Consider the following 24225-nt stretch of genomic DNA (forward strand, 5'->3'; position numbering starts at 1 on the left):
CAGCCGTATTTCAGAAAAATACGTTCCAGCAACAACTTCTATTGGAAAAAGTCAAATACTCATGCGTGATTACACGATAGAGGAATTCCCGATCATCCTACTGGAACATATCGAGGAAGTTTGTTATCGAATGAGAAGACAAAACAAACTAGCTCAAACAATCCATTTTTCAATTGGTTACAGTAAAAATTACGCTGGCGGTTTCAGAAAAACTCACACTATGAACCGACCAACCAATTTAACAATGGATATATATAACGTTTGTACATACTTTTTACACGAATTTTATACTGGTGAACCAATTAGATCCATCAATGTTTCTTTAACCAACTTAATCAATGAAGGTGAAGAACAAATATCTCTTTTTGACAATGTAATTCAACGAGAAAAAGAAATGAAATTAACGAAGGTAATGGATGAAATACGTACTAAGTTTGGTAAGAACAGCATATTAAGAGGGATTTCTTATACGCATAGCGCTACAGCAAGATACAGAAACACATTATTAGGAGGCCATAAAGCATGATGAACTCTCGTATGCCAAAAGGACGGACTATGGTGAAATGGCAAGCGTTTGCTAGTTTACCTGAACAGTTTCATGGGATTAACCAAATCATTCAAGAGCAATCGAAAGTAGCAAAGCCAGTATTGGATGAACAACAAATAGAAGAAATAGGAAGAATTTTAACTAAAGCAATACATACAAAGCAAGAAGTGATTCTATGGTACTACAGAAATGGCTATATCCATCATGAAATCATGGACATCCAAAAAATTGATCTACATCAAAAAAAAATAATTACTACAGATGCATTTCGTTTCCAAAACAAGTTTTACCTGGACGATATAGTCGATTGTAAATTTAATAATTAATTTCAAAAAGGGGACATATAACATGAATGTTATTAACTTTGAGCAAGCAAAAAACAGAAAAATACGGGAACAACAAATGACGACAAAGATACGTATCGTTGAACGAATTTATAAAGTGGATGGAGGAGTAAAGTTTGATGTATCTGGTGAAAAGGAATTTCCTAAAACATTACTAGAAAAAGATATTCCTTTAGAATAGGCGTGTTAAATTTAAGTATTGATAAAATAACTGAACATTAGAGAAACCTTTTCATTTCGCGGTTTCTCTATTTTCTTGAATAGCTAAGATTGTCTTATGATTGAATCTTGTTCTCCAATTCTTGGATTCTCTTTTCTAATTTTTTGTTTTTTTCCATTTCTTGATAAACAAGTAAAAAAGATACACTCCCCATACATAAAGCAAGCCACTCCATATTCACACCCCCTACTTATACATTAATCATCTTCCAACCTTAAAAAAATAATAAATAATCATTTTACTTCATCTAACTTATCCATTTTTCTAAGTAACTTAGTTTTTGTTATATCTCTAGAAATAATAAATAAAACTAAATTAACCAAAATTAAAATTACATCTATACAAATAACCCAAAAATCACTTTTTATAAAGGAGTTAGTCAAAACCAATATTAATAAGCTAATTCCTGAAATTAAACCTACTTTGTTTTGTTCTATTTTTAACATAAAATCATCTCCTTCTAACTATATTATACCATTCTTAATACAATTAATTTAAATATTAAATAATTAAAATGTAATTAACTTTCGAAAATAAACTTTTAAATAGAAGTTTACTTTCAGTTTCGTCAATAAGAAAAACCACAGCAATCGCTGTGGTTTTGACCAAAACTATGTTGTAAATCCTCATCGTATTGTATGTTGGATTTCAATTATAAGTTCCTAAGTAAACTTTTACATATTAGTTTACTTTCAAATATTTATATTATTAATTTTTAATGAGATAATTAAAATACTTTAGGGGGTACAGCCCATACCCATCAAGCTAAGATTTTATAGTACCCCCAGAACGAAAATTTGTACTAACTTGTAACAAAAAAGCTTATTTTTTCGTTTTGGGGTATTTGCTTTTCTTAGCTTGATGGTGATGAGGGCGTATCCCTTTTGGCAAAATTTAATTGCTCTGCATGTATGGTAGCTTGTTTTTCTTCAGACAACGATTTTTGTTTTTTCTTTTGTTTCTTGATATGAACATTTGGTATATCATGCTGCCTCTTAATTCCTTGAATCATGAAATTTAAGACAAAAATTGAAATCGTAAAAAATACCAACGGAGCTAATATAATCCAAGGTGCTGTCATTAATTCAGTTTTATTCAATCCTATTAATCCAGACCATTCATTAGTAAGTGAAAATGTGAATTTTCTATTACTAACTGGATCATACGTTACATACCTACCACCAATCAGTATATTAAAAAAGCCCATATGTATTAGTAATGTAAATAATTGAACAGATTGTTGAAGAAAAAGAATAGAAAGGATTTCCTTTAAAGAAAGCCAGACATGCTTTCGAAATAAGTGAAACTTTTGGGCGCCTAGCACTATTGAACTTGTAATATATTCTTTTTTCATTAAGAGGTTTATTTCTTCAGTAATATAAAGGGTGACGGTTGGTAACATGATGAAGCAAATAATAAGGAATTGCTTCATAACAATAGAGAAAGCAAACCCAGTTGCTTCGCTCTCTAACATTAAGGGCAACATAAACAAGAAAACCCAGATAATTGTTGGTACATAGAAGTAAACCTTAAATACTTTTCGAATGAAATTTTGCAATTTTTCGGGAGTATACGCTAAGAGAGCGCCTAATAATGTTCCAAGTAATAGCTGAATTAAAGAAACCCCAAAAACAAACAAAATTGTAGATTTTGCACCAATGATCAGCTGATAAAATAAATTATACCCATTTCTATCTGATCCAAGCGGAGGCATCAGTAAGGGGTTAAACGGTGCACTATGGGATACAATACCGTCATTATTTTTTAATAACATTATTGAATTAGAGTATAGAGATTTACCATACCGTGTAAATAAGAAGCTAATTAATACAAGTCCACAAAAAAATGAAACTCCTATCCAAAAACGTTTCGAATACCATATACTATTTTTCATTTATAATCACCCCTGTAATACGATTTACTTGATAATGAATGATTGTAAAAAGTAGATAAAAAGGGATAAATAATAAGAATATCCACCATGCCATTGTTAAAGGAGTTAAAACCCCCGGTTGTGGTCTTAAAAGAAATGACATATATCCATGAATATTGAATGCGGCCTCTACCAAGAGGAGGCTTGAAATCATAAAAAGAAAAATAGATTGTAAATGATTAAGTAAATGATAAAGTACATTTCGGAATAAATGAACGAATAAGATGTATCTTCTGCTCAATCCCTTAGCATGAGCAAATTCTACATAAGGCTTATGCTGTTCATTTAGTAAAAATAGAACCATGATACGGAAAAAGTGAAGCGTAGGTATAACACACATAGCAAAAATGGGCAAAAAATATGCTTGTTTAGTGCCAAAAGCATAAATATTAACAATAGTTAATCCTGTTTGTTTATATACCCATACAAAGAAGATTTGTAGCATAAATATTAATAATAAATCAGGGGTGGACTCGATAAGGATTAAGCATTTCTCAATTATATTTTTTATTTTAGAGGACGAGAGTAAGTAACAAAATGAAAGGCAAGTGGCAAATAAAACAGTTAAACAAATAGATGCTAATAGAATAGTAATTGAATAGATATAGGGATCCCAAATCACTTTCCAAAAGGGTACCTGGTGTAGTAAAGCTAGAACTTCTGGATCTGGAGAGAATAAATTTTTAAAATATACAGAAAAACCCATAGTATATCTATTTAAAAAAGAGAACGGTAAATAACTAATAATAATAATTACAACAACGCAAATTGAAAATTCTGATATTTTATTTTTAAAAAATACATTCATTTTCAATCTCCTTTCATGAATAGTAAAAGATTTAGATAAAATTAAAGAAGATATAATTGTATAACTGGAAAAAACTCATTTAATTTAATTTTTTTCCATATTTAACTAAAGGTTTATTAGTATTAAAATGTAAGGTTAATGAAAGAGAAAGCTATTAAATGAAATATTTCCAATATTCTATTATTACAAGTAGCAAGGATGTTAATATATAGATGATTGAACCGATAAAAATAGGATTCATTTTAAATTCAAACTTTTCTTCCTCCTGCTTAATACCAGTTTGAGCTTGAATTTGAAGCCGTGCGCTATTACTAGAAAATCCTCCTTTACTACTGAAATAACCTATAATTAGAGTAATGCAGATTCCAGCAAAAAAGGTTGTATCAATAAATTTCCAATTGATAAATTTTGCAAATGTATATATAATTCCTCCTTCAATTATTAAAGTACCAAGTACTATTAATAGTTTTTTCATTTTATCAATCTCCCCCATATATATAAATATTAAAAGCTACTATTAATTATATTTCTACATACATTAATAACAATCCTGTACTCCACTTAGATTTAGTTAACATAAATTGTCATTAACGAAAATCACAAATGACTAAATGTCCCCTAATAATTTTCTTTTATTCCCTGTATATTCAATACATAGGGGTCACTATACATCTCCATCAAGCTAAAAAATTGTATCCATAAAACGAAAAAAACGCTATTCTTTTTGTAGAAATATACAGAAAGGATGGCGTTTTTGTATGAATCTATCGATTCAGGATGAGTTTCATTTGTTCGCTGAAGAGTTACAGCGATATCTATCTCCACATATTCTTCAACAACTCGCACAAGAGACAGGTTTTGTAAAACGTAAAAGTAAGTATGGCGCACGAGATTTGGCCGCTTTATGTATTTGGATTAGTCAACACGTAGCAAGTGATTCTCTCACTAAATTATGTAGTCAGCTTTATGCAAATACAGCTACACTCATAAGTCCAGAAGGAATGAATCAACGCTTTAATCCAGCAGCTGTAGCATTTCTTCGAGAAGTTTTTACTTCTCTTATCAAACAAAAACTCTGTTCAAATCACTCGCTTTCTGCACATATAATCTCTACTTTCAATCGTATCCGTATTCTAGATGCAACAGTGTTTCAACTGCCTGATCAATTCGCCACTGACTATCAAGGTTCAGGTGGGAGTAGTAATAAGGCAGGCGTGAAAATCCAATTGGAATATGATTTACTTAATGGTCAATTCCTTAACGTGCAGCTTGGACCAGGAAAAAATAATGATAAAACATATGGTACCATCTGTCTTGAAACCGTAGAAGCAGGCGATTTGTGTTTACGTGATCTTGGTTACTTCGATTTAGGAGACTTACAAACCATTCATGATAAAGAGGCTTACTATATCTCGCGGTTGAAGCTGAATACACGCATTTATATCAAGAACCCTGAACCAGAATACTTCAACAATGGTACGTTAAAAAAGCAAACAGAATACATCCAGCTTGATATGACACAAATGCTGTCTGGTCTAATCCCTGGTGAAACGATGGAAATCCCCGAGGCATACATTGGCCAAAATCAGAAACTTCCAGCACGTGTCATTATCCATCGTTTAACCGATGATCAAACACAAACACGTCTGAAAAACCAAGCGATACGCGAAAAGAAGAAAGGCATTGTCATGAAGGATAAAAGTAAACGTTTAATGGGCATGAATGTATATATCACGAATACGTCGCTAGAAGAAGTACCAACGAACTACGTGCATTCATTATATTCACTTCGTTGGCAGATTGAAATTTTGTTTAAAACGTGGAAGTCATTCTTTGAAATTGATGAATGTCAAAATATAAAAAGAGAACGCCTAGAGTGCCATTTATATGGACAACTGATCGGCATTCTCCTCTGTTCTTCTACGATGTTTCAAATGCGTCAGTTTCTGCTTGAAAAGAAAAAGCAGGAGCTGAGTGAATACAAAGCGATTTACATGATTAAAGATTACTTTCCGTTACTGTTTCAAGCGATAGCTGTTGGCACAGAAGAACTTTTAAAAATTCTGCATCGCCTTTATCAACTGCTCAAAAAGAATGGTCGTAAATGTCATAGACATAAGAAGATGACCGTCTTTGATATTCTAGGGATTGTGTATAAAACGACGGTGAAGCATAGACAAGCTGCCTAGCGAAAAAATCGCGTTTTAATAGGCTTCTTTAGCATGCCTAATTTTTTATCACTTGCTAGATTTGAAACAAGGATCATTTCGTATCTAGTAATTTACTTGGTTAGCTTGATGGGCATGTGACGGTACCCCATCACCATCAAGCTAAGAAAAGCAAATACCCCAAAACGAAATTTTTATCTCTTGACAGTTATTTATGTGAATTCAGATTATTTTTTCGTTTTGGGGATCAACCTATATTTTAAGTGGATGGGCATGTGGTGCTACCCCAAATTACAAAAAAATTGATAATAACTATAAAAAATAACTGCGTGTTTTTTGTGTTAAAATAGGACGATACATTATGATTTAATTTTGAGGTGCAAATGATGATAGTTAATCATATTTATGAAACAACAATCGAATACGGAAAAAGAGTAGGGAAAAATACCCGAAAGAAAATAGGGCAATTTTTCACTCCACCTGCTGTTGCAAGTTACATGGCAGGGTTAATGGAATACAGACAGCCAAGTGTTAGAATTTTAGATACAGGTGCAGGAACAGGGATACTGACGGGAGCATTATGCGAAAGTATTTTGGATAATGACATTATTACGAATGTACATATCGACCTGTATGAAAATGATGAAAATGTTCTACCCATTTTAAGAGAGAATATGGAGTTAATCCAAACAAAACTGGAACAGAATGAAAAAAAAGTTACTTATTCTATAATTGAACATAATTTTATTTTGTCAAATGACGACTTTTGGAATGATAGAGAAGAAAAATTAGAGGATGATTTATATGATGTGATTATCAGTAATCCTCCGTATAAGAAGATTGCAAAAGCTGAACCCGAATCCGTTGTGATGGATTCAGTGGTTCATGGTCAGCCAAATATTTATTTCTTATTTATGGCAATGTCAGTTAAGTTATTAAAGCCAAATGGAGAAATGATTTTTATTACGCCAAGAAGTTTTACAAGTGGTCTTTATTTTAGAAAGTTTAGAGAGTATTTTTTAAATACGGTCCGATTAACTAACGTACATCTTTTTAATTCCAGATTAGATGTATTTGATGGTGAAAAGGTATTACAGGAAGCAATTATATTGAGAGCAATTAAAACAACTCAAGTGACTGATTCTATTCTCATTTCAACAAGTCAAGATATGCACACTGGTGAGAGCTTTATCCATCAAGTCCCTTATCAAACTGTAGTAGATATGGATTCATATAATCTTTTTATTTTGATTCCAACCTCTGTAGAAGAAATTGAATTGCTTACCGTTATAAACTCATGGGATTATAATTTGATAAACTTAGGATTTAAATTAAAAACGGGTCCTGTCGTAGATTTTAGAGCATTGGAATTAATAAAAAAGGAACCAGAAGCAAACACTGTGCCCCTATTATGGGCTAACCATTTCAATAATAATCGAATCTCTTTCCCTGTTTCTGTTTCTAAAAATCCGCAATATATTATCAATACAGTCGAAAGTAAAAAAGTTTTACTTGATAGTAAAAATTACTTACTGGTTAAGCGATTTACGAGTAAGGAAGAACGAAGAAGAGTTCAATGCTCTCTATACTTTGCTGATGAATTTCCTATTAAAAAAGTTGGCATTGAGAATCACTTGAATTATGTCACTAAGCTTAATGGAGACATGACTAAGGAAGACATGTATGGATTATTTGTACTTTTTAATAGTAGCTTTATCGACACATACTATCGAATCTTAAACGGAAGTACACAGGTCAATGCAACGGAAGTAAATGCTATTCCTCTTCCTTCTTTGAATGATATTAAAAGGATGGGAAAACGATTGAAGGAAATGAACTCTATAACAACGGAATCTTGTGATACGATAATAAAAGCATTGTTTCTAAACAACTCAATACAAGAAAAAAATGCAGAATAAAAGGGAGATAACATAACAAATGGGGAAATTGGAAGAAGCAAAAGAAATATTAAAGAAATTAGGTATGCCCAAACAGCAGTACAATGACAGAAGTGGTTATGTATTATTGGCATTGGCAGGAGTAAGAGAAGATGATAGTTGGAATGACGCTTCTATTAATTCTTTGAGAATTGTTGATATGATGAATTTTATGGCCGAACACTATGAAAAGATATATAAACCTAATTCAAGAGAGACAATTAGAAAAGAATCTGTTCACCAATTTGTAGACGGAGCAATTGCGGTTAGTAACGATGATGATGACGAAAGAGCAACGAATAGCCCTAAATATTCTTATAGACTTGCTGATGAAACATTAGAAGTGATTCAAACATACGGTACGAAAGAATGGGAAGAAAAATTGGGGAAATGGCTCAAAAACCATGAAACCCTTGTTGAACAATATAGTCAGGTTCGAGAAATGGCCATGATTCCTGTGGTTGCTAATGGAAAAGAACTACATTTTAGTCCCGGGGTACATAATGAATTACAGAGAGCCATCATAGAAGAATTTGCTCCAAGATTTGCTCAAGGAGCAGAAGTTCTTTATGTTGGAGATACAAAAAAGAAAGACTTGATTAAAAATAAAGAGAAATTGCAAGAAATTGGTGTCCTTATTACAGACCATGATAAGTTACCTGATGTTGTCCTATACGTAGCAGAAAAGAACTGGCTGTACTTTGTGGAAGCTGTCACAAGTGTAGGGCCCATTTCCGTGAAGCGAGTAAACGAAATACAAGCCATGTTGGAAAATTGTGATTGTGGAATTATATACGTTACTGCCTTTTTAGATATGTCCAGTAAAAATGGATTTAAGAAATTTATAGACAAGATTGCGTGGGAAACAGAAGTTTGGATAGCCGATAATCCAGACCATATGCTCCACCTCAACGGAGATAGATTTTTCGGGCCCCGTTAAAATAGCCTTGATAAAGGTGGTGGTCAATTGATTAGTTTAAATCAGGGGTCACCATACGTTGGTTTGAAATAAAGATCGGATATTACATTATCATAATATCCGACCTTTTCTTATTATTGATTAACTGGATTTTTGCAATATTTCTTTGCAATTGCACTTGCTATATCAATTGCTCTTTGTAGAGTAACTTGTTTAGAACTAGAATCAAAATCTTCAAATCCAAATTCTTCATTAATTTCAAAGTCATTGCTTGTTACAAATCTATACTTTGAAGGGATAGATTCTCTATCTATTGTTAAATGAAAAGCATAATACTCATCAAAACACAATAATTCAACTTTAAACGTATTTAATGTACTAGCTTGACGAAATTGATAATACTCAACTGGATATAAATAATCGCCTGGATCATTGTAGTTAAAGTCTTTTGAAAAATTCATAATTAACACTACTTATGGATTTATTTGGAATTACCCTTATCATAACTCCATCTCAAGATAAAAGTACAGAATTTTTAGTTTTCATGGATAACTGTGTCGTTTACGTGTTTAAAAATTGCAATTATCTATAACTATAATTGCATATTGTTTTAATAAGTATGAACTGAATATAAATATATGTTATTAGGTAAGAATCCCCCATTCTTCTCTATTTACCTATAATTACATTTTCACTAATTAATTATATTGTAGATATTAATTTAAAGTTATTTATACAAAATAACTAAATGGATTTTTTAGGAAAAGAAAATGATAAACCATTCAGTTTTCTTAATTCACATAATTTTCAAAATTAAAATCTGTAGATGTTAATATTTGTTATATAATATACTTGTCAAAGCATTACCCCTGTAGTTTCTATGATGAATCTGTAAGATGGTTTTGTTTGTCCCGTATATTCACCTTAAACTAAAAAGAACTTGTAGGAATTCTACAAGTTCTTTTTGTTCTTCGGATTGACGGATAGTAAATGTTATTAGGGGTACCGCTGTAGCATTGAAATAAAGTTTGATTAAATTAACTCTATAAACCTTTATAAAATAGCCAATAGAAATAGCGTGTTTTGAAAAAAGATTGATCAAAACACGCTTTTAATATATTCAATTGAATCATTATTTTATAAAAAAGATTGATCATTTCTGTGATCCTTATTCCATTAAAGCGCCCAATTGTTGAAGAAGATTCATTCTATCCCCTTAAGTCCCCAATATTTTTTAGGGCAAATAATTATTTCGTCTACATAATTAAATAAGCGATTGGACTTTGGGATAATTCAACCTAAAATTCTATTCTATATTTTTTTCAGCTGCGTAATCACCATAAAAGTAAGTGTCACGTATATCATCATAATTAGGAGTAGCAATTACGGTATATTTACCATTTTCATCGACTTCAAACAAAGCCACGTTATTATATTCCCATCCAACAAAATGATCTGGATTTGAATCATCTACAAACATATCTATGTTGTATATCCCCTTTGTTAATACCCCACTTTTTTGGAAGTCCTCAATTAGATCTTTGGCCTTTGGAATAGGATGTTTATTTTTATTCATATCGAATCTAAATAGAAAATTCACCACACCTTCATGCCTGCTATTATATTTCTCACTTTTGGGATCACTTGGTATTAATGTAGGTAATAGTCCAGTAGTATCAATTTTTTGAGTCTTTTTAAAATCATCAAGTAGCTCTTGAGAATTATTTATATTAAACTCAATGTTGTCATAAGGAAATATACGAATAGGACCATTTTCTTCTGGGTCTGCTTTATCAGGATATTTTATTATCCCATATTTTTTTATGACTTGTTTCATCACTTGAACTACTTCTGGATGTTGCTCAATATATGCACCCTTGAATTGTTGGAGATAGATATCATCACTATGATCTTCTAAAATTTTCAAAGTATCTCTTTCAATCGTTAGGTACGGATAAGTACGATATGGCTTTTTCATTTCTACATAAGTATGATGGTCAATTCCATTAAACCAATTATTATCTGTCCGAATAACAGAAAACTCATCTTGTATTCCATAGTTTGTTTTTAAATATTCTTGTATTGGTTGATTCAGATCATCTTTAGAGAAATTAGAGAAACATCCACTAAGAATTAGGATTGGTGTACTTACTAAGATAACTTGAATCAATCTTTTAATACTATTCATTTTTCTCCCTACATTTCTAAAATTTTAATAATATTATAACATTATTAATTCAACTAAACTGCCACGTTGATTTAAGTACACTTCTTCACGATATTAACGAAACAATTAATAAAATCACTCCATAATCTGGCCCTTTTCTGGAATATCATTATGTTATTTTTACCATAAAAAGCCCTTTAGACAAATTACATCCAAAGGAGCAAAGCTTCGTAACTTTTTTATAAACGTCGTGACTTTATTTTAAACATCGCGACTTTGTTTTAAATCCACACTAGTAGTTCACTGTACAAATATTGTAACATATATTGGTATTTCTTTGGGTTTGTATATCTATGATGCTACTATAGATCAAATACGATTTAGTTAGCGAAAACGAGTAATAGCCTAAAATTCGAGGGGTTTCCCTTCCATCTTAGGCTATTCACTAAAAGACTAAGATTTTTCGGATTTCTTCTCTTTATATATAGTGGCAATTGTATCAAATATAACAAACGTAAGTAATGCTTCAGCAGAAACTTCAAGAATCGTTAAATCATCTTTAATCCCACTAAATTTCATACAATTCTTTAAAGAATATAAGCAAAGTAATACAAAATAAGTTAATATTCTACAATTTGATTGCCCCAAATACATTTTATATTTTCTTGCTAAACTTTCCTTATACTCAAGACTAAAATTATTCATTGTCCATTTAATCTGGTAATACAAAACTTTTGGAATGATTTTCGGGATAACATACGAAAATAATATTGAATCAATAACTAAAACTACGTATAGCCCTGGTAGGGAACTAGGCATTACCAGAAACCCTATAAGAGACAACAATGCTACTGTCGAAATAGTTATCGATACCGCCATAGCCTTATTTAGAAGTATCCCTGTCCACTCCATTAACTTTACCAAAAACATAAATGACTTTGGTAAATCTATATAATTCTTATTACGTTTTTCCAAAACATAATAAGACAATAATATAACTAAGAACAATATAATTACGAATAACGACGGTAAAAAAAACCAAATCACAATTCCACATCCTTTAATTCTAAATGACTTTTTAAGATAATGACTGTTTTTTTATTTAAAGTGGTCACACTAGGGATTAAATCCAATCATTACTTTTTTATTTACATCCTGGATATAAACACTAAACGTTTTATTACCCTGGACAAAATCATACTTTTTTCATTCCACCACCCCTTAAATTATCAAAAAAACTTAACTATTTTTCCGGGTATAATACATTCATTGCTTCAACAGTTAAAATCCACTCTCCACGCCTTTTCCACTCAGGTTTGTAATATTTCAATTTCCCCTCTTTTATTAATCCAGGAACTTTGTCACTATGTTTCAATTTCATCCGCAAAGATTCAAGTGTAATATCCCACCGATCACACGCTTCCCTCGGTGACATTACTTCTTCTAACATAAATAGCATTTCATACCACCTTCACACCCATCGTTACTTATAAGTAATAACTCTCTTGATCATGCATTACTTATAAGTAACACAGAAGTAAACTATACCATATTAACTATTTTATGTTAAATCAGTATTTTATAGGCGTTTTGTGCTAATAACATTAAAACTAAAACTCTATGATTCAAAAGGTACAAATAAGTCATAAGAAAAAGTTAAAGATATCACAATTAGGGTAATATTTTGCCTTAATAACCAATACATGTTAGATTAATTTTATAGAAATATAAAAATAGGAGGATAAACAAATATGGCTAAGAAAAAAGTTTTTGTAAGTTTTGACTATACAAATGATAAGCATTATAAATTCTTAATGCAGGCATGGGATGCAAATCCTGATTTTGAATTTGTCTTTAGTGATCATTCTTCTGGTGAAATAGACACTGATAGCGTTTCAGTAGTAAAAGCTGGATTAACTAGAAAAATAAACAATGCAACTCACACATTTGTCATAGTTGGTAAAGAAGCTAATAAACAACACAAAGATCACAAACTTATAGGTTTTAAAAACTGGATTAACTTTGAAGTAAGTAGAAGTAAAGATAATAAAAATAAATTAGTAGCTATAAAACTAGATAAAAGCAATGAATCTCCTGATGAATTATTAGGGGCTGGTGCTTCATGGGCAATGAGTTTTACTCAAAAAGCAATTCTTGATGCACTAAAAAAATTATAAAGATGCCTAATTTTTCGATCATATGAGTACAAATCAAGTTAATTCAGATGTGAAATTAGAAACTCTTTACGATCACTACAAGGATACCTTTGTATATCTCAGAGAATATCTGAAATTTAGAGATAAACTCTTTGTATATGTATTATTAGTTTTAACTGCAATGTTTCTGTTAATTGCAATCCCTAAAGATACAGTTGACGCAATATCTCAAATTATAAAAGAAAAGTTAAAACTAAAACTATCAATAAATAGTAACTTCATTGACAGTATGCTTTGGTTTGTTTTATTAACTTTAGTAGTTAGATATTATCAAACCTCTACTTTAATTGAGAGACAATACAAGTATATTCATAAAGTAGAAGAAAATCTTTGTAGTATCATTGGAGATGAACTGTTTTATCGTGAAGGTAAAGCTTACTTAAATAATTACCCTGCTTTTTCAACATGGACTTGGTTTTTATATACTATTTTTTTCCCAATACTTTTAATGATAGTAACAGTATATAAACTAATAATCGAGTACATATCATCTAAAATAGATCTCCATATTATTTTAGATGCCACTATTTGTTTAATGATTTTAATATCTACTATTCTTTATTTATATTTACTTCATTCAGAGAGTATAAAATCTGTACTAACAAATATAGTGAATTTAATGACAAGAATAAGACAATCATTGCCGTTTTAAACAAATTAACATAACACAACTTGTAAGTAGTAAAGTAAAAAAACACTGTCATTAAGCCAGTGTTTTTTGTTTTCTTCCTTCTTCATAAGATTATCATCTCTTAGCTCTAACCTCTTTTCTATCCTTTCTTCACGTTCCTTCCGATCTTTCATATCTTCTCTTATTAATTTATTTCTTTCTTTAATATCCTCTTCGATTAATTTATTCTTTTGATCTATACGATCACCTAGTCTCTTTTCCATTTCTAAAAGGTTTGCTTGCTGCACCTTATTAATTTCTTCTATCATAGCGCTATATTGTTGTTGGAATTGATACTGCATTTGATAAGGAACTGGATCTGATCCTTGGGATTCCTCTTTCTTATTATGGATTCCAAACTGCTGTGCAATCATTTTCGCAGCTTTTTCTAAAGTCATACCATCTTGCTTACTCAACTCTACTAACTGTTCAATAAGTACAACATCAAACTCTGTATATTCCCTTCTCCTTCGACTATTCTTTCTTACATCATACACTTCACGCTCAAGTACATCCGAATACTTTCTAAGTGTGCTGCCACTTACCCCTAAACGACTATAGACCTCATTGCTGGTATATACTATCTCCGCTTCTGACATAGCGCTACGCCACCTCCTATAAAGAAATTTCCATATCAAAGGGTCTAATACCTCTTAAATTCCATCGACGAAGCTCGCACAGTCTTTGCTATGTTTTGTCGGAATTTACACATCCACATAGCGCTATAACTTAGCATTATCTTTTATATCTGAATTAACTCCTTCGATCTCCTTAAACAAATACAAACACTCTTACTTCACCATATTTCTTCTATTATATAACGCATCAATCTTCTGTTATATTTTTAGGGAATAGGACATTCATTGCTTCAACTGTTAAAATCCAATCTCCCCTTTGTTTCCCTTCAGGTTTATAGTAATTCATTTTCCCCTCTTCAATCAATCTACCCACTAACCCCTCCTTTTTAGCTCTCCCTAATTTCATCTAGCATAAATAACATCCCAATCACCTTGTGACTTTACCCATAAAGTTGCCGCTAAAGGAAGCTTTATGGGTAAAGTCACAAAACAGAATAAAGAACCCTTTCTACATGAAGAGTTCTTTTTTTGATATTAAATTAATGGTTTATAGGACACGCATTACCATCTCCAATACAATTCCGGAACACAAATTAAAAATACTATGCGCTAATAGAGCCGAGAAAAAACCATACCTTAAAAAGAACCAAGCATATACAACCCCTGGTATGAAATAAAACGAGAAATTTAATACACTAGGCTCATGGATCATTGCAAACACAAAACTTGTAGACAATATCCATACCCAAACATACTTAGTGTTTTTTTCTACAAATAAATTTAAATACAATTTATTAAACACGTTAGAATGCTCTTTCGCACTATTAGCCCCCCATAATAGAGCCGCATAAGGTATATATCGGAATGAAAACTCTTCGTTGAAAGGTACGATGACACAAACCAAAATACGTTCTCCCATTTCACTTAAAGTTTCAGACGTAGTAAACTGTCCTGATCCAACTCCTATCATGTCACCACCCATCCACGTTGGAATAAAACGTACAAAATTAAACACTACTTGCATTCCTATCGCTACTAATATTGGCAGTCCAATTATTAAATATTTTTTGTCATTCAAAAAGAAATAATCTGTAAAATCCCTTCTCAATTTAGGTATAGTAATCAACAGAGCAAACAGTAATGTTAGTAGATATAGAGACATGACACCATCATTTAATCTCGAAAGACCAAATCCAAGAAACCTGTCGCCATAAATCAACAACGCAAACATAAATACCCAAACTATAACCAGTGTTGAACCTCTAAGTACCTTATCCATAAAGGACAAATAATCCCCTCCTATACAATAAAACTACACTTCCTTAAACAATATTCTATCGTAAAATCCAATCATTTTATAAAGAACACACGCCTCTTAGAATAAATCAACGAAGCTCGCACGGTCTTTGCTGTATTTTATCGGGATAGAGGTATCTTAAATTATTTTTCAATACAATATTTTTTTTAAAAACGATCCCCTTATAAAAATGATGATAATATTATAGAAAAGGAGGTTTACAATATGCAAAATTCAAAATGTGATAAATGTGGATCTACTAATCTTAAAGAAGGGAAGGTAGGATACGGTTTTCATGCGTATATTTATGAAAATATACATAGTACAATCTTCAAAGGTGGGAAACGTTCTAAACTATTAACTACATTTTGTCTTGATTGCGGAGAAGTAATTTCCTTTAGGGTTGAAGAACCAAGTGTATTTAAAAAATAATATATACTTTATATAATGAAGGCACTCAAACAAACTAATGAGTGCCTTCATTACCTTCATTATATAAAAATTATTCATTTGAATAACATTTTTGCTCCTATAACAAGATTATGCAAAAGAACAAAGAGAGAAAAACCAAAAATCGTATATTTGATTTCTGGTTTAACATCTAGTTTTAGGATTAATATAGATACACATATAATGATAAATGCGCTTAAAAAATACGTAACATAAGATGGTAGAGACATATTAGAGTATTTTAAAATTACATATCCACACAAAGATACTATTAAAAAAAATGCAATCATAAATGTAGTAACCTCCTAAATAAAAGAAAACAATGAATATACATTGTTTTCTTTTAAGATATTATTTTATCTACCTGAAATTTGCACAACATTTACTGGATTCCAGTTACTCAAATATATTTTTGTCCCTTTACTAGTCATTCTATAATCCACTTCGTTTCCTACCCACCAAAGACCCGCTGAAATTAATCCAGCCGCTAAAGCAGCTGCCGCAGCTTGAGGTACACCCATGGCCGCTACATAACCAGTGATAACAGCAACACCCGCTGCACCTGCTGCCCATTTATTACAGTTGTATACAAATGTCTTTGATTCGGAGTTACTTAAATAAAAGTTCCAACCATAAAAATCACTATTCCATGTCCAACTAGGAAGACTTGAATGATTTGAAGGAGCAACCGTTTCTAATGCCAATGAATTCGTATTTGCATTTACATTGACCTTCACGTTACCAGTTGCAACTGCTAGATTAATAGCTTCTACACCTTTTCTATACTGATTTAAATTTCCCTCAGTAGTTCCGAGTTGTTCCGCAGTTGCATTAAGTGCAAGTGTACCATCTACATTCTTCACAAAATATTTCTCTGCTTTTTGTGCAATATCATACATCTCTTGTTCATTGTTAAATTTAATTTCTGCACTTTTTTCGTTTTGAACCTCTTGAACAGAATTTGTTTTTTGTACTTGTTTTTCATTAACAGCCGCTAAAGATGGGGTAGCAGAAAGAACCAATAATGTCGATACAATAGTACCAGTTACAAATTTTTTACTTATCATTCGATTACCTCCTAGAAATATTTTACAAATACAAGAATATATTACCATATTTTTAAATATTTGTATTATTTATTAATTTGATAAATAATACACCGAATATTCTGTTTATCAATTATCTAGATACAAACAATAATATTTACAATTTAAAAACTTTGCGAATCCGCCCCTCAAAAACATTCAATGTTAAATAATATAAAAATACCAAATAGTATATACACCAAAAGGTATACCTTTTGATGTGGTGTAAAAACTATCAAAATAAAAACTTCAAAAGGTTTGAAATCTCTTTTTGAACTAGTTCAAAAACAACATATATCTTTTGATTCACTTTTGGTATAATTATAGATAAATAGATAGAATAGTATTAATGTTCTTGTTATAAGAAAGGTTGTTGTTTTATGAACACAAAAAAATTCGGATATGTTCGTGTTTCAAGTAAAGATCAGAACGAAGGACGACAAATAGTAAATATGAAAAATATCGGAATTGACGAACGAGATATTTTTATCGATAAAAAAACTGGAAGTAATATGGATAGAGAAAACTATCAAACGATGAAACGAATTGCTCGCACAGGAGATACAATTGTTTTTGATTCTTTAACAAGACTCGGAAGAACTATGAACAATATTCTTGAAGAATTCAAATATTATGAAGACCAAAAAATAAATTTACAGTTTTTAAACGAACCCTTTATAAATGTAACTTATACCGGAGATGACACGAATGATGTAATTCAAAGAGCTATCCAAAAAGCAACCACCACTATCCTATCAGCCTTTGCCGAAAAAGAGCGACAGGATATTAAACAACGTCAGGCTGAAGGAATTGCTTTAGCAAAAGCAAAAGGAAAGCACTTAGGTAGACCTCGCATTCCGATCACTCAGGAATTTATCGATGCTTATAATGAATGGAAAGAAGGGAAAATCACAGCTACAGCTGCTATGAAAAAGTGCAAAATTTCTAGTAGTGCTACATTCTATAGAATCGTCAAGCGCTATGAAAATAAAGAATTTGACACTATTTAAATACTGAGGATATAGATTAGAGAGGTGAATGAAAAATGTATGAGATAACAATATTGGATTCCTTACTATTAAAGGCCCTTCAAGATAGTTATGAGGATATAATAGAAGTCAAAAGAAATGATCCTTGTCCTTGTGGTTCTGGATTGAAATTCAAAAATTGTCATATAAAATCAGATGAAAAATGGGGGGGAAGTTTCGAATTTTATGACGGTAACTTCGGGTATGAAAACATAAGTCTAACTATAAAGCTATTGAACACTATCCAAGAAATTTTATTTAAACTAAAACCTCATAATTCTATAGATGAAGAGTTGGGTTTAGAACTCCTCGGAAAATTATATTCAGCATATGATCCAGCAATAGAACAATTACAAAAAAACGCCCCTTGCAAAAAGGGATGTATCGCCTGTTGCTTCCAAGAAGTTAATCTTCAAAAAATAGAGGCTCAAAGAATTAATATAAATATGAATAAAGAAATCAAAAAAGTTATTAAATATAATTTAAAAGAAACTAAAGCAAGAAGAAAAGTTCCTTCTTCCCTTAGGACTAACAGACAGAGTTCTCTTGAACCTTGTCCTTTTCTTGATATTACAAAAGGAGAATGTTCAATATATAATATTCGACCATTTAGCTGTAGATCGTACTTTGTCATAAGTAACCCGCATATGTGTAATGAAATAACAGGAAATGTCACTTGGTTTAATCAAGATATATATATCAAACTTACACGTACAATAATAGCTTTAATTAACCAACTCGTTTACAACGATGACCAACCTAAACTTTTAAAAGAATTTTATGAAGAACTTTCATTTAAAAAACAACTTAATCATTTTTTTAAACACCTGACTTCAAATAGTGACAACGTATGATTTATGAACAAATGATGATGACAGTGAAATTAACAATTTCTCCAAAGATATAATCCTAATATTATTAGAAGAAGTTAAAAAGACGAGAATAGATTCCATTCAAAATTCACTAAAATAGGTGGTTAAGAATATGTCTACTATAATACTAGAAAAAACAACACAACACTTTACTGATTACTTATTACAAAAAGGAAGAAAACCTTCAACAATCAAAAGATATACGTATGATGTAGGACACTTTTTATCCTGGTTAGAAAATACTGATCGGATCATTGATGAAGATATATGGGAATCCCTAAACAAAAGAGACTATAAAGTTTTTTTTCATTACCTAAAAGAAGAACGTCACTATTCAGATAAAACTATACACCGTATTTATATTGCTCTGAATCGACTTTATGAGTCATTAGATTTACCTAGTCCGATAGAAAGTGTAATACAAATAGATCAACCAGACCGTTCATTAAGAGATAAAGATTTTATATCTTCTAAAGAAGAAAAACGTTTAAAAAAAGTCGTTTCTTCTTTAGATGGGCTAACTGAAAAACAAAGAGCTACACGTCCAATGTTATTACAACGCAATATTTCTATCATTATCCTACTCTTAGATTATGGATTATCCTTACATGAAGTCGTATCCTTGCAAATGAAACATGTTCATTTCGAGAGTAACACGCTATCTATTCCTGAAGACTCAAAAATAAATCGTACAATTCATTTAAAAGAAGAAGATAAATTACATTTATATAACTATCTAAAAGTAATTCCTAAACCAATACGTCCACAATATCACACAGAAGAACCATTATTTGTTGCATTTGATTCCACTCGAGGCACATATCATTGGAGCTACGATAACGATGCCCCTAAAAACTTAACCGAAATATCTATACAAAAGATGATACGATTAGAAGTGAAACGTGCCAATCTTCGAAAGGGAATTTCTGCCCAGCATTTTCGGAACACATTTGTTTTAAAGGAAATCAAACAGAAAAACACACCTGAACAAATCATGAAGCAAATCGGATTTAAATCTGACTTATCATTAAAAAGATATTACGATTACTATAAGAAGACCAAAGTAAATACAGATTAGAAATACTTACTTAATGTATAATTTTTATATACCTACGGATTTTTGATTATTTAAAGGAGGAACAAAGGATTCACATGAGAAAAAGCGAGGAATCTTATTATATACACGAATATACCTTACGAGATCGAACAACCACTAAATCTATCAAAATTGAACCCTGGCGTTCTTTAAATGAAGAAATGCATGTCCTGGGAATTAAGTACAGTGACATCTTTCAAATTCAAATGATAAAAGTAGATCCTAACAAAAAATAACATAGCGCTATACTGCTGTTGGTTTGAAACAAAGATTGATAAAAATAAAGTTACAAAAATTTATTTAACAGTAAATACAAAAACTCCATTTTGAAAAAGTATTAATCAAAATGGAGTTACTCATTTTAGCTAAGTATGAGGTTTTCCTAAAAATTTACTTTATATAGGAAAATACGTTAGTAATTTAAAAATCACAAATACCACAATACCTCTTTGTAGGTTTCTTAAACCATCATTGTAGTTTTCAAATTTCTCTTTGGTGATTAATGAATTGATGTAGGCTTGTGACTGAATATCATTAAGTTGCTGCTCTTCCGATTGATTAAAGGTGTTTTTAAACGTAGCATAATCCTTCAATGCTATCGTCCCCCAAAATATAGAAGAATTTGTCTCCAAACCAGATTGTTTATAAAGCTCTGGATCTATTCTTCCTTTTAGAGCTTTCATCAACTGGTAAACAGATTTTGCAATAAAGTAAATTGATATTACAAATAAAATTGTTGCTATTAAAGATAAAATCATTTTAAAGTCACTAAAACTCATTTTACTTATAGTATTGATATAATTTTGAATTGATTTCGTGATTGAATCACTAGCAAATATAAAGCCTAAAAATACTCCAGTGAAGCTAACAATAAATGAAACCTTTGCATCTACGTTTGCAATCCAGAAATTCGCCTTTTCTAAAATTCCGCTTGCCTTTTCTTGTTTCTGTGATGAATTCATAGCAACTTCCCCTTTCGTTATTTTTTAATTGTTAGAAATTTAGTTAGATGATACGCTATTGGTAAATATATCATGAAAAGAGGAAGTAATAAATGCAGACAAATTTGAAGACCTACAAATTTGAAGACAGTCGAAACCGAATCGATGAAATTTTAGACTCTAGCAGTAATTTCGACGAAAAAGATGAAATACCCAAAAGAGATGATTTGACTTATACGAATGGCTTCAATGTAAAGTGTTGTGCCTTATTTGTTGATTTAAGAGATTCTTCCACCCTTCCAGAAGTTCACCAAAAGAAAGTACTTGCCAAAATATATCGGTCTTATATTAGTGAAATTGTTGCTATTCTCAATGGTTATTCAAATTGTAAAGAGATTAACATCGTTGGGGATTGTGTATCGGCTACTTTTGGTGGTCAATACATATCTCAGGTTAATGAGACCTTCGAGGCTGCTGCAAAGATAAACAGCTTGATACAAGTTTTAAACTATAAATTAGAAAAAAAGGGATATACAGCGATTAAAGCTGGTATCGGTCTTTCGTGGGGAAGAGTCTTAATGATTAAGGCAGGGTACAACGGATCAGGAATAAACGATGTTGTGTATATGGGAGATGCAGTTAATAAAGCATCTAAGATGTGTTCTAAAGCAATGAAAGAGGTGCAAAAACCAATTGTCGCTACACAAGATTTTTATAATATTCTAAAAAAAGATTATAAAGAATTATTCAGCGCTTCTTCTATTTATAATCCCTATTATTCAAGCAAAGCAGTAAATGTTCCGATGAACGATTGGTTAGTGGAACAAGAAGAAAAAGATGCTAAGAAAAAAAAGAGTAATTCAATATGGTAATATCTTTTGAAATTAACAGTATTTATTTACTAAGTAAACTGTTATCTTTGAAATAATTCTATTTTCTCCAAGACTTAAGTTGCACATAAAAAAGCGACATATCGCTATGTCGCTTTTTGCATCATCTAACTATCAATCTACACTTGTAACATTTGATTAATTAAAGCCGCTGCCTCTCCACGAGTTGCTGTTCCTTTTGGCAGAAATTGATTATTCCCATTCCCTTTTACAACTCCTAATCCATATAGGCGCTGTACCGCTTGTTTATCATATGCATGATTTAGATCTGAGAATGGCGTATCCACAACTTGCCCTACAATCTGTTTATATCGCAAGGCATTATCTATCATAATTGCTGCTTCATCACGTTTAATAGGGCTATTGGGATCAAACATACCATTCCCTCTACCTTTAACGATACCTGCACTTCCTGTACGCTTAATTCCCTCCCACAAGGTAGGATGTGCCTCATTCAAATCATAGAAACCTGCATTCCCCGGTGGTAATTTCAGGGCATTAGAAATTAAAGTCGCAAATTCTGCTCTTGTTACTAAACGATCTGGCCAGTACGTCCCATTCCCATCTCCAACCATGATTCCCTTCTTATTCAATTCACGAATATGACTTTCATACCATCCACCTGTTATATCATCTTTCTTCATTTCATCTCTTGGGAAGTACTTAGAAATCCCATCTGCCGTTAATGCCATTAACCTTCTTTGGTATGCGGGATCAGAAAGTAAACGGTCTTCTGTAGGATTTGACATGAATCCTATTTCAAGTAATACTACTGGCGTTTTTGACCAGTTGAATCCAGTCATGTCGCTACGCTTAAAGATTCCGTTGCCATGAATATTTATGCCACCATTCCTTACGTTATTTAATATTGTCTGTGAAGCTCTTAAACTATCTTGATAAATCCCTCTTGTGTCCTGTGTGTTTTCAGGCGTTAAAATAGAAAATCCTTTTACACTCGAATTATCATCACTTCCATCAGCATGTACTCGTACCGTAAGGCTCGCATTTGCATTATTAGCCATTTGCGCTCTTTGAATATTACTGATATTCACATCATTTGATGTACGAGTCATCATAACGTGGAAACCTCGTTTTTCTAGTTCCTCTTTTAAAATCAAACTAGTTTCCAAAGTTAATTGATACTCAGGTTTTTTCGTTGCGACACCCGATGCTCCATAAGTCACTTTATATTTCGTTTCATTAGAAGATGGTGATACTCGCTCTTTAGATAAATCCCCTTTTCTTTGATGCCCTGGATCAATAAAAATTGTCCTTTTCCCAACTGGCGCATCTGTATTTGTGTTTGTAGAAGAGCCTGTTTTTTCCACATAAGCCCCACTCACATATCCTGTTTGCCCCTTGAAATTAATCTTGTACCATCCATTTGCTTCCTGACCAATTACCGATAGAGTTTGATCTTTATATACAAATCCTAAGCTTTTTGTACTTGGACTCGCTCCACTTCGAACATTTAACGAAGAAGCTGTCACTCTGTATGTTTCACTATCAGCATACACAACGTTTGAGCTTACCAAAGGAGCTTTAACACTAAAAATCCCTGCACCTAGTACCGCTACTGTCGCCATTGCCATAAAGGGTTTCTTCCATTTATTCTGTTTTTTCACTTGATTAAATTGTTTTTGTTTCATTGCTGTGTCCCCTTCCATATTTACAATCAAAATAAAAAATATGATTCAAATTGCCTTTTGAAATTCTTCTCTAGATGTATAAATCATGTTATCAATATGATACTGAGTACCCATTTCCCCACTCTTTAAAGTTGAACACTATAGCCTTAACTCATTATCACTTGGCTATAGCGTAGGTTGAAAAACAATATATTTCTTTTAATCTAAAAGTCCGTGTTCTACCGCACAATCATCACAAGATTCGTTATTGTATAATCCCTCTTCACTAAATCCAGCACCACAATATTCACATGCATACTCATAATCTTCCATGATAAATCCTCCTTGAAATTACAGTATCCAATTACATCCATAACTTGATTCTAAACCACCCACAACCTATAGTAAAGTATAAAGTTATAAAATTATAA

25 protein-coding genes and 4 pseudogenes are annotated in these 24225 nt (G+C 31.6%); 14 read left to right on the forward strand and 15 right to left on the reverse strand.

Going from position 1 to position 24225, the window contains the following annotated elements:
* The 3 genes and pseudogenes from FT637_RS24275 to FT637_RS24285 all read left to right on the forward strand — a co-directional run.
* Window positions 1-526, forward strand: a pseudogene (locus FT637_RS24275) (DNA repair protein); the annotation flags it as partial.
* On the forward strand, window positions 523-873 hold the full coding sequence (locus tag FT637_RS24280; RefSeq protein WP_193648466.1) for a YolD-like family protein: 351 nt from the start codon (window positions 523-525) through the stop codon (window positions 871-873). The pseudogene FT637_RS24275 and the gene FT637_RS24280, both read left to right, overlap by 4 nt.
* A 22-nt stretch (window positions 874-895) precedes the next feature.
* Window positions 896-1072, forward strand: coding sequence for a hypothetical protein (locus tag FT637_RS24285; RefSeq protein WP_193648467.1), 177 nt, complete (start codon window positions 896-898; stop codon window positions 1070-1072).
* A 272-nt stretch (window positions 1073-1344) separates the two neighbouring features.
* Here the strand turns inward: FT637_RS24285 and FT637_RS24290 are convergent, their stop codons facing one another.
* From FT637_RS24290 to FT637_RS24305, 4 genes are all read right to left on the reverse strand, one after another.
* Window positions 1345-1557: a hypothetical protein gene (locus FT637_RS24290; RefSeq protein ID WP_193648468.1), complete on the reverse strand. Its 213-nt coding sequence runs from the start codon at window positions 1555-1557 to the stop codon at window positions 1345-1347.
* 407 nt (window positions 1558-1964) lie between these two features.
* A complete protein-coding gene (locus FT637_RS24295) occupies window positions 1965-2885 on the reverse strand; it encodes an ABC transporter permease subunit (protein ID WP_193648469.1) in 921 nt (306 codons plus the stop codon).
* A gap of 109 nt (window positions 2886-2994) precedes the next feature.
* Window positions 2995-3852, reverse strand: a complete 858-nt coding sequence (locus FT637_RS24300) for an ABC transporter permease subunit (protein WP_193648470.1) — start codon at window positions 3850-3852, stop codon at window positions 2995-2997.
* Between the two features lie 154 nt (window positions 3853-4006).
* Entirely contained in the window at window positions 4007-4327 is a 321-nt protein-coding gene (locus FT637_RS24305) for a hypothetical protein (protein WP_193648471.1), read from the reverse strand.
* A gap of 283 nt (window positions 4328-4610) precedes the next feature.
* On the opposite strand from FT637_RS24305, the gene FT637_RS24310 reads away from it, so the two are divergent.
* From FT637_RS24310 to FT637_RS24320, 3 genes are all read left to right on the forward strand, one after another.
* On the forward strand, window positions 4611-6041 hold the full coding sequence (locus FT637_RS24310; RefSeq protein ID WP_193648472.1) for an IS4 family transposase: 1431 nt from the start codon (window positions 4611-4613) through the stop codon (window positions 6039-6041).
* Window positions 6042-6406: 365 nt separating this feature from the next.
* The gene (locus FT637_RS24315; protein WP_193648473.1) at window positions 6407-7939 is read left to right on the forward strand and encodes an Eco57I restriction-modification methylase domain-containing protein; all 1533 of its coding nucleotides are present in this window, start codon (window positions 6407-6409) and stop codon (window positions 7937-7939) included.
* A 19-nt stretch (window positions 7940-7958) separates the two neighbouring features.
* Entirely contained in the window at window positions 7959-8897 is a 939-nt protein-coding gene (locus FT637_RS24320) for a BsuBI/PstI family type II restriction endonuclease (protein ID WP_098179502.1), read from the forward strand.
* A gap of 113 nt (window positions 8898-9010) precedes the next feature.
* Here FT637_RS24320 and FT637_RS24325 read toward each other — a convergent pair whose 3' ends face one another.
* From FT637_RS24325 to FT637_RS24335, 4 genes are all read right to left on the reverse strand, one after another.
* Complete coding sequence (locus FT637_RS24325) at window positions 9011-9337, reverse strand: hypothetical protein (RefSeq protein WP_193648474.1); 327 nt, start codon at window positions 9335-9337, stop codon at window positions 9011-9013.
* 845 nt (window positions 9338-10182) lie between these two features.
* Complete coding sequence (locus tag FT637_RS24330) at window positions 10183-11064, reverse strand: hypothetical protein (RefSeq protein WP_193648475.1); 882 nt, start codon at window positions 11062-11064, stop codon at window positions 10183-10185.
* Between the two features lie 432 nt (window positions 11065-11496).
* Complete coding sequence (locus FT637_RS30355) at window positions 11497-11622, reverse strand: hypothetical protein (RefSeq protein WP_264675743.1); 126 nt, start codon at window positions 11620-11622, stop codon at window positions 11497-11499.
* A 664-nt stretch (window positions 11623-12286) separates the two neighbouring features.
* Complete coding sequence (locus FT637_RS24335; RefSeq protein WP_193648476.1) at window positions 12287-12502, reverse strand: MarR family transcriptional regulator; 216 nt, start codon at window positions 12500-12502, stop codon at window positions 12287-12289.
* A gap of 292 nt (window positions 12503-12794) precedes the next feature.
* On the opposite strand from FT637_RS24335, the gene FT637_RS24340 reads away from it, so the two are divergent.
* Window positions 12795-13220, forward strand: a complete 426-nt coding sequence (locus tag FT637_RS24340) for a TIR domain-containing protein (RefSeq protein ID WP_154712070.1) — start codon at window positions 12795-12797, stop codon at window positions 13218-13220.
* A 22-nt stretch (window positions 13221-13242) separates the two neighbouring features.
* Window positions 13243-13911, forward strand: a complete 669-nt coding sequence (locus FT637_RS24345) for a hypothetical protein (RefSeq protein WP_193648477.1) — start codon at window positions 13243-13245, stop codon at window positions 13909-13911.
* A 5-nt stretch (window positions 13912-13916) separates the two neighbouring features.
* Here FT637_RS24345 and FT637_RS24350 read toward each other — a convergent pair whose 3' ends face one another.
* The 3 genes and pseudogenes from FT637_RS24350 to FT637_RS24360 all read right to left on the reverse strand — a co-directional run bounded on the left by FT637_RS24350 (window position 13917) and on the right by FT637_RS24360 (window position 15786).
* The gene (locus tag FT637_RS24350; protein WP_319805966.1) at window positions 13917-14528 is read right to left on the reverse strand and encodes a MerR family transcriptional regulator; all 612 of its coding nucleotides are present in this window, start codon (window positions 14526-14528) and stop codon (window positions 13917-13919) included.
* A 226-nt stretch (window positions 14529-14754) separates the two neighbouring features.
* Window positions 14755-14913 (reverse strand): annotated as a pseudogene (locus FT637_RS24355) (MarR family transcriptional regulator); the annotation flags it as partial.
* Between the two features lie 141 nt (window positions 14914-15054).
* Window positions 15055-15786 (reverse strand): CPBP family intramembrane glutamic endopeptidase, encoded by a 732-nt coding sequence (locus FT637_RS24360; RefSeq protein ID WP_227493943.1) that lies wholly within the window; start codon window positions 15784-15786, stop codon window positions 15055-15057.
* A gap of 243 nt (window positions 15787-16029) precedes the next feature.
* Between FT637_RS24360 and FT637_RS24365 the strand changes: the two genes are divergently transcribed.
* Complete coding sequence (locus FT637_RS24365; protein ID WP_193648479.1) at window positions 16030-16236, forward strand: hypothetical protein; 207 nt, start codon at window positions 16030-16032, stop codon at window positions 16234-16236.
* A gap of 374 nt (window positions 16237-16610) precedes the next feature.
* On the opposite strand, the gene FT637_RS24370 is transcribed toward FT637_RS24365, so the two are convergent.
* Entirely contained in the window at window positions 16611-17321 is a 711-nt protein-coding gene (locus FT637_RS24370) for a hypothetical protein (RefSeq protein ID WP_193648480.1), read from the reverse strand.
* Window positions 17322-17719: 398 nt separating this feature from the next.
* Between FT637_RS24370 and FT637_RS24375 the strand changes: the two genes are divergently transcribed.
* The 4 genes from FT637_RS24375 (at window position 17720) to FT637_RS30080 (ending at window position 20571) form a co-directional block, all read left to right on the forward strand.
* Window positions 17720-18349, forward strand: coding sequence for a recombinase family protein (locus tag FT637_RS24375; RefSeq protein ID WP_193648481.1), 630 nt, complete (start codon window positions 17720-17722; stop codon window positions 18347-18349).
* A 35-nt stretch (window positions 18350-18384) separates the two neighbouring features.
* A complete protein-coding gene (locus tag FT637_RS24380; RefSeq protein WP_193648482.1) occupies window positions 18385-19221 on the forward strand; it encodes an SEC-C metal-binding domain-containing protein in 837 nt (278 codons plus the stop codon).
* A 130-nt stretch (window positions 19222-19351) separates the two neighbouring features.
* Window positions 19352-20317 carry a tyrosine-type recombinase/integrase gene (locus tag FT637_RS24385; RefSeq protein ID WP_193648483.1) on the forward strand — a complete coding sequence of 322 codons (966 nt, stop codon included), beginning with the start codon at window positions 19352-19354 and terminating at the stop codon, window positions 20315-20317.
* 74 nt (window positions 20318-20391) lie between these two features.
* Complete coding sequence (locus FT637_RS30080) at window positions 20392-20571, forward strand: hypothetical protein (RefSeq protein WP_227493937.1); 180 nt, start codon at window positions 20392-20394, stop codon at window positions 20569-20571.
* 159 nt (window positions 20572-20730) lie between these two features.
* Here the strand turns inward: FT637_RS30080 and FT637_RS24390 are convergent, their stop codons facing one another.
* A complete protein-coding gene (locus FT637_RS24390) occupies window positions 20731-21297 on the reverse strand; it encodes a hypothetical protein (protein WP_193648484.1) in 567 nt (188 codons plus the stop codon).
* A gap of 92 nt (window positions 21298-21389) precedes the next feature.
* Here FT637_RS24390 and FT637_RS24395 point away from each other — a divergent pair, with 92 nt between their 5' ends.
* Complete coding sequence (locus FT637_RS24395) at window positions 21390-22148, forward strand: adenylate/guanylate cyclase domain-containing protein (protein WP_193648485.1); 759 nt, start codon at window positions 21390-21392, stop codon at window positions 22146-22148.
* Window positions 22149-22285: 137 nt separating this feature from the next.
* Here FT637_RS24395 and FT637_RS30505 read toward each other — a convergent pair.
* A pseudogene (locus FT637_RS30505) lies at window positions 22286-22816 on the reverse strand (S-layer homology domain-containing protein); the annotation flags it as partial.
* A 27-nt stretch (window positions 22817-22843) separates the two neighbouring features.
* Window positions 22844-23833, reverse strand: a pseudogene (locus tag FT637_RS30510) (N-acetylmuramoyl-L-alanine amidase); the annotation flags it as partial.
* Window positions 23834-24225 lie beyond the last annotated feature (392 nt).

The sequence above is a fragment of the Bacillus cereus genome (assembly GCF_015071065.1).
GTDB lineage: Bacteria > Bacillota > Bacilli > Bacillales > Bacillaceae_G > Bacillus_A > Bacillus_A cereus_BA.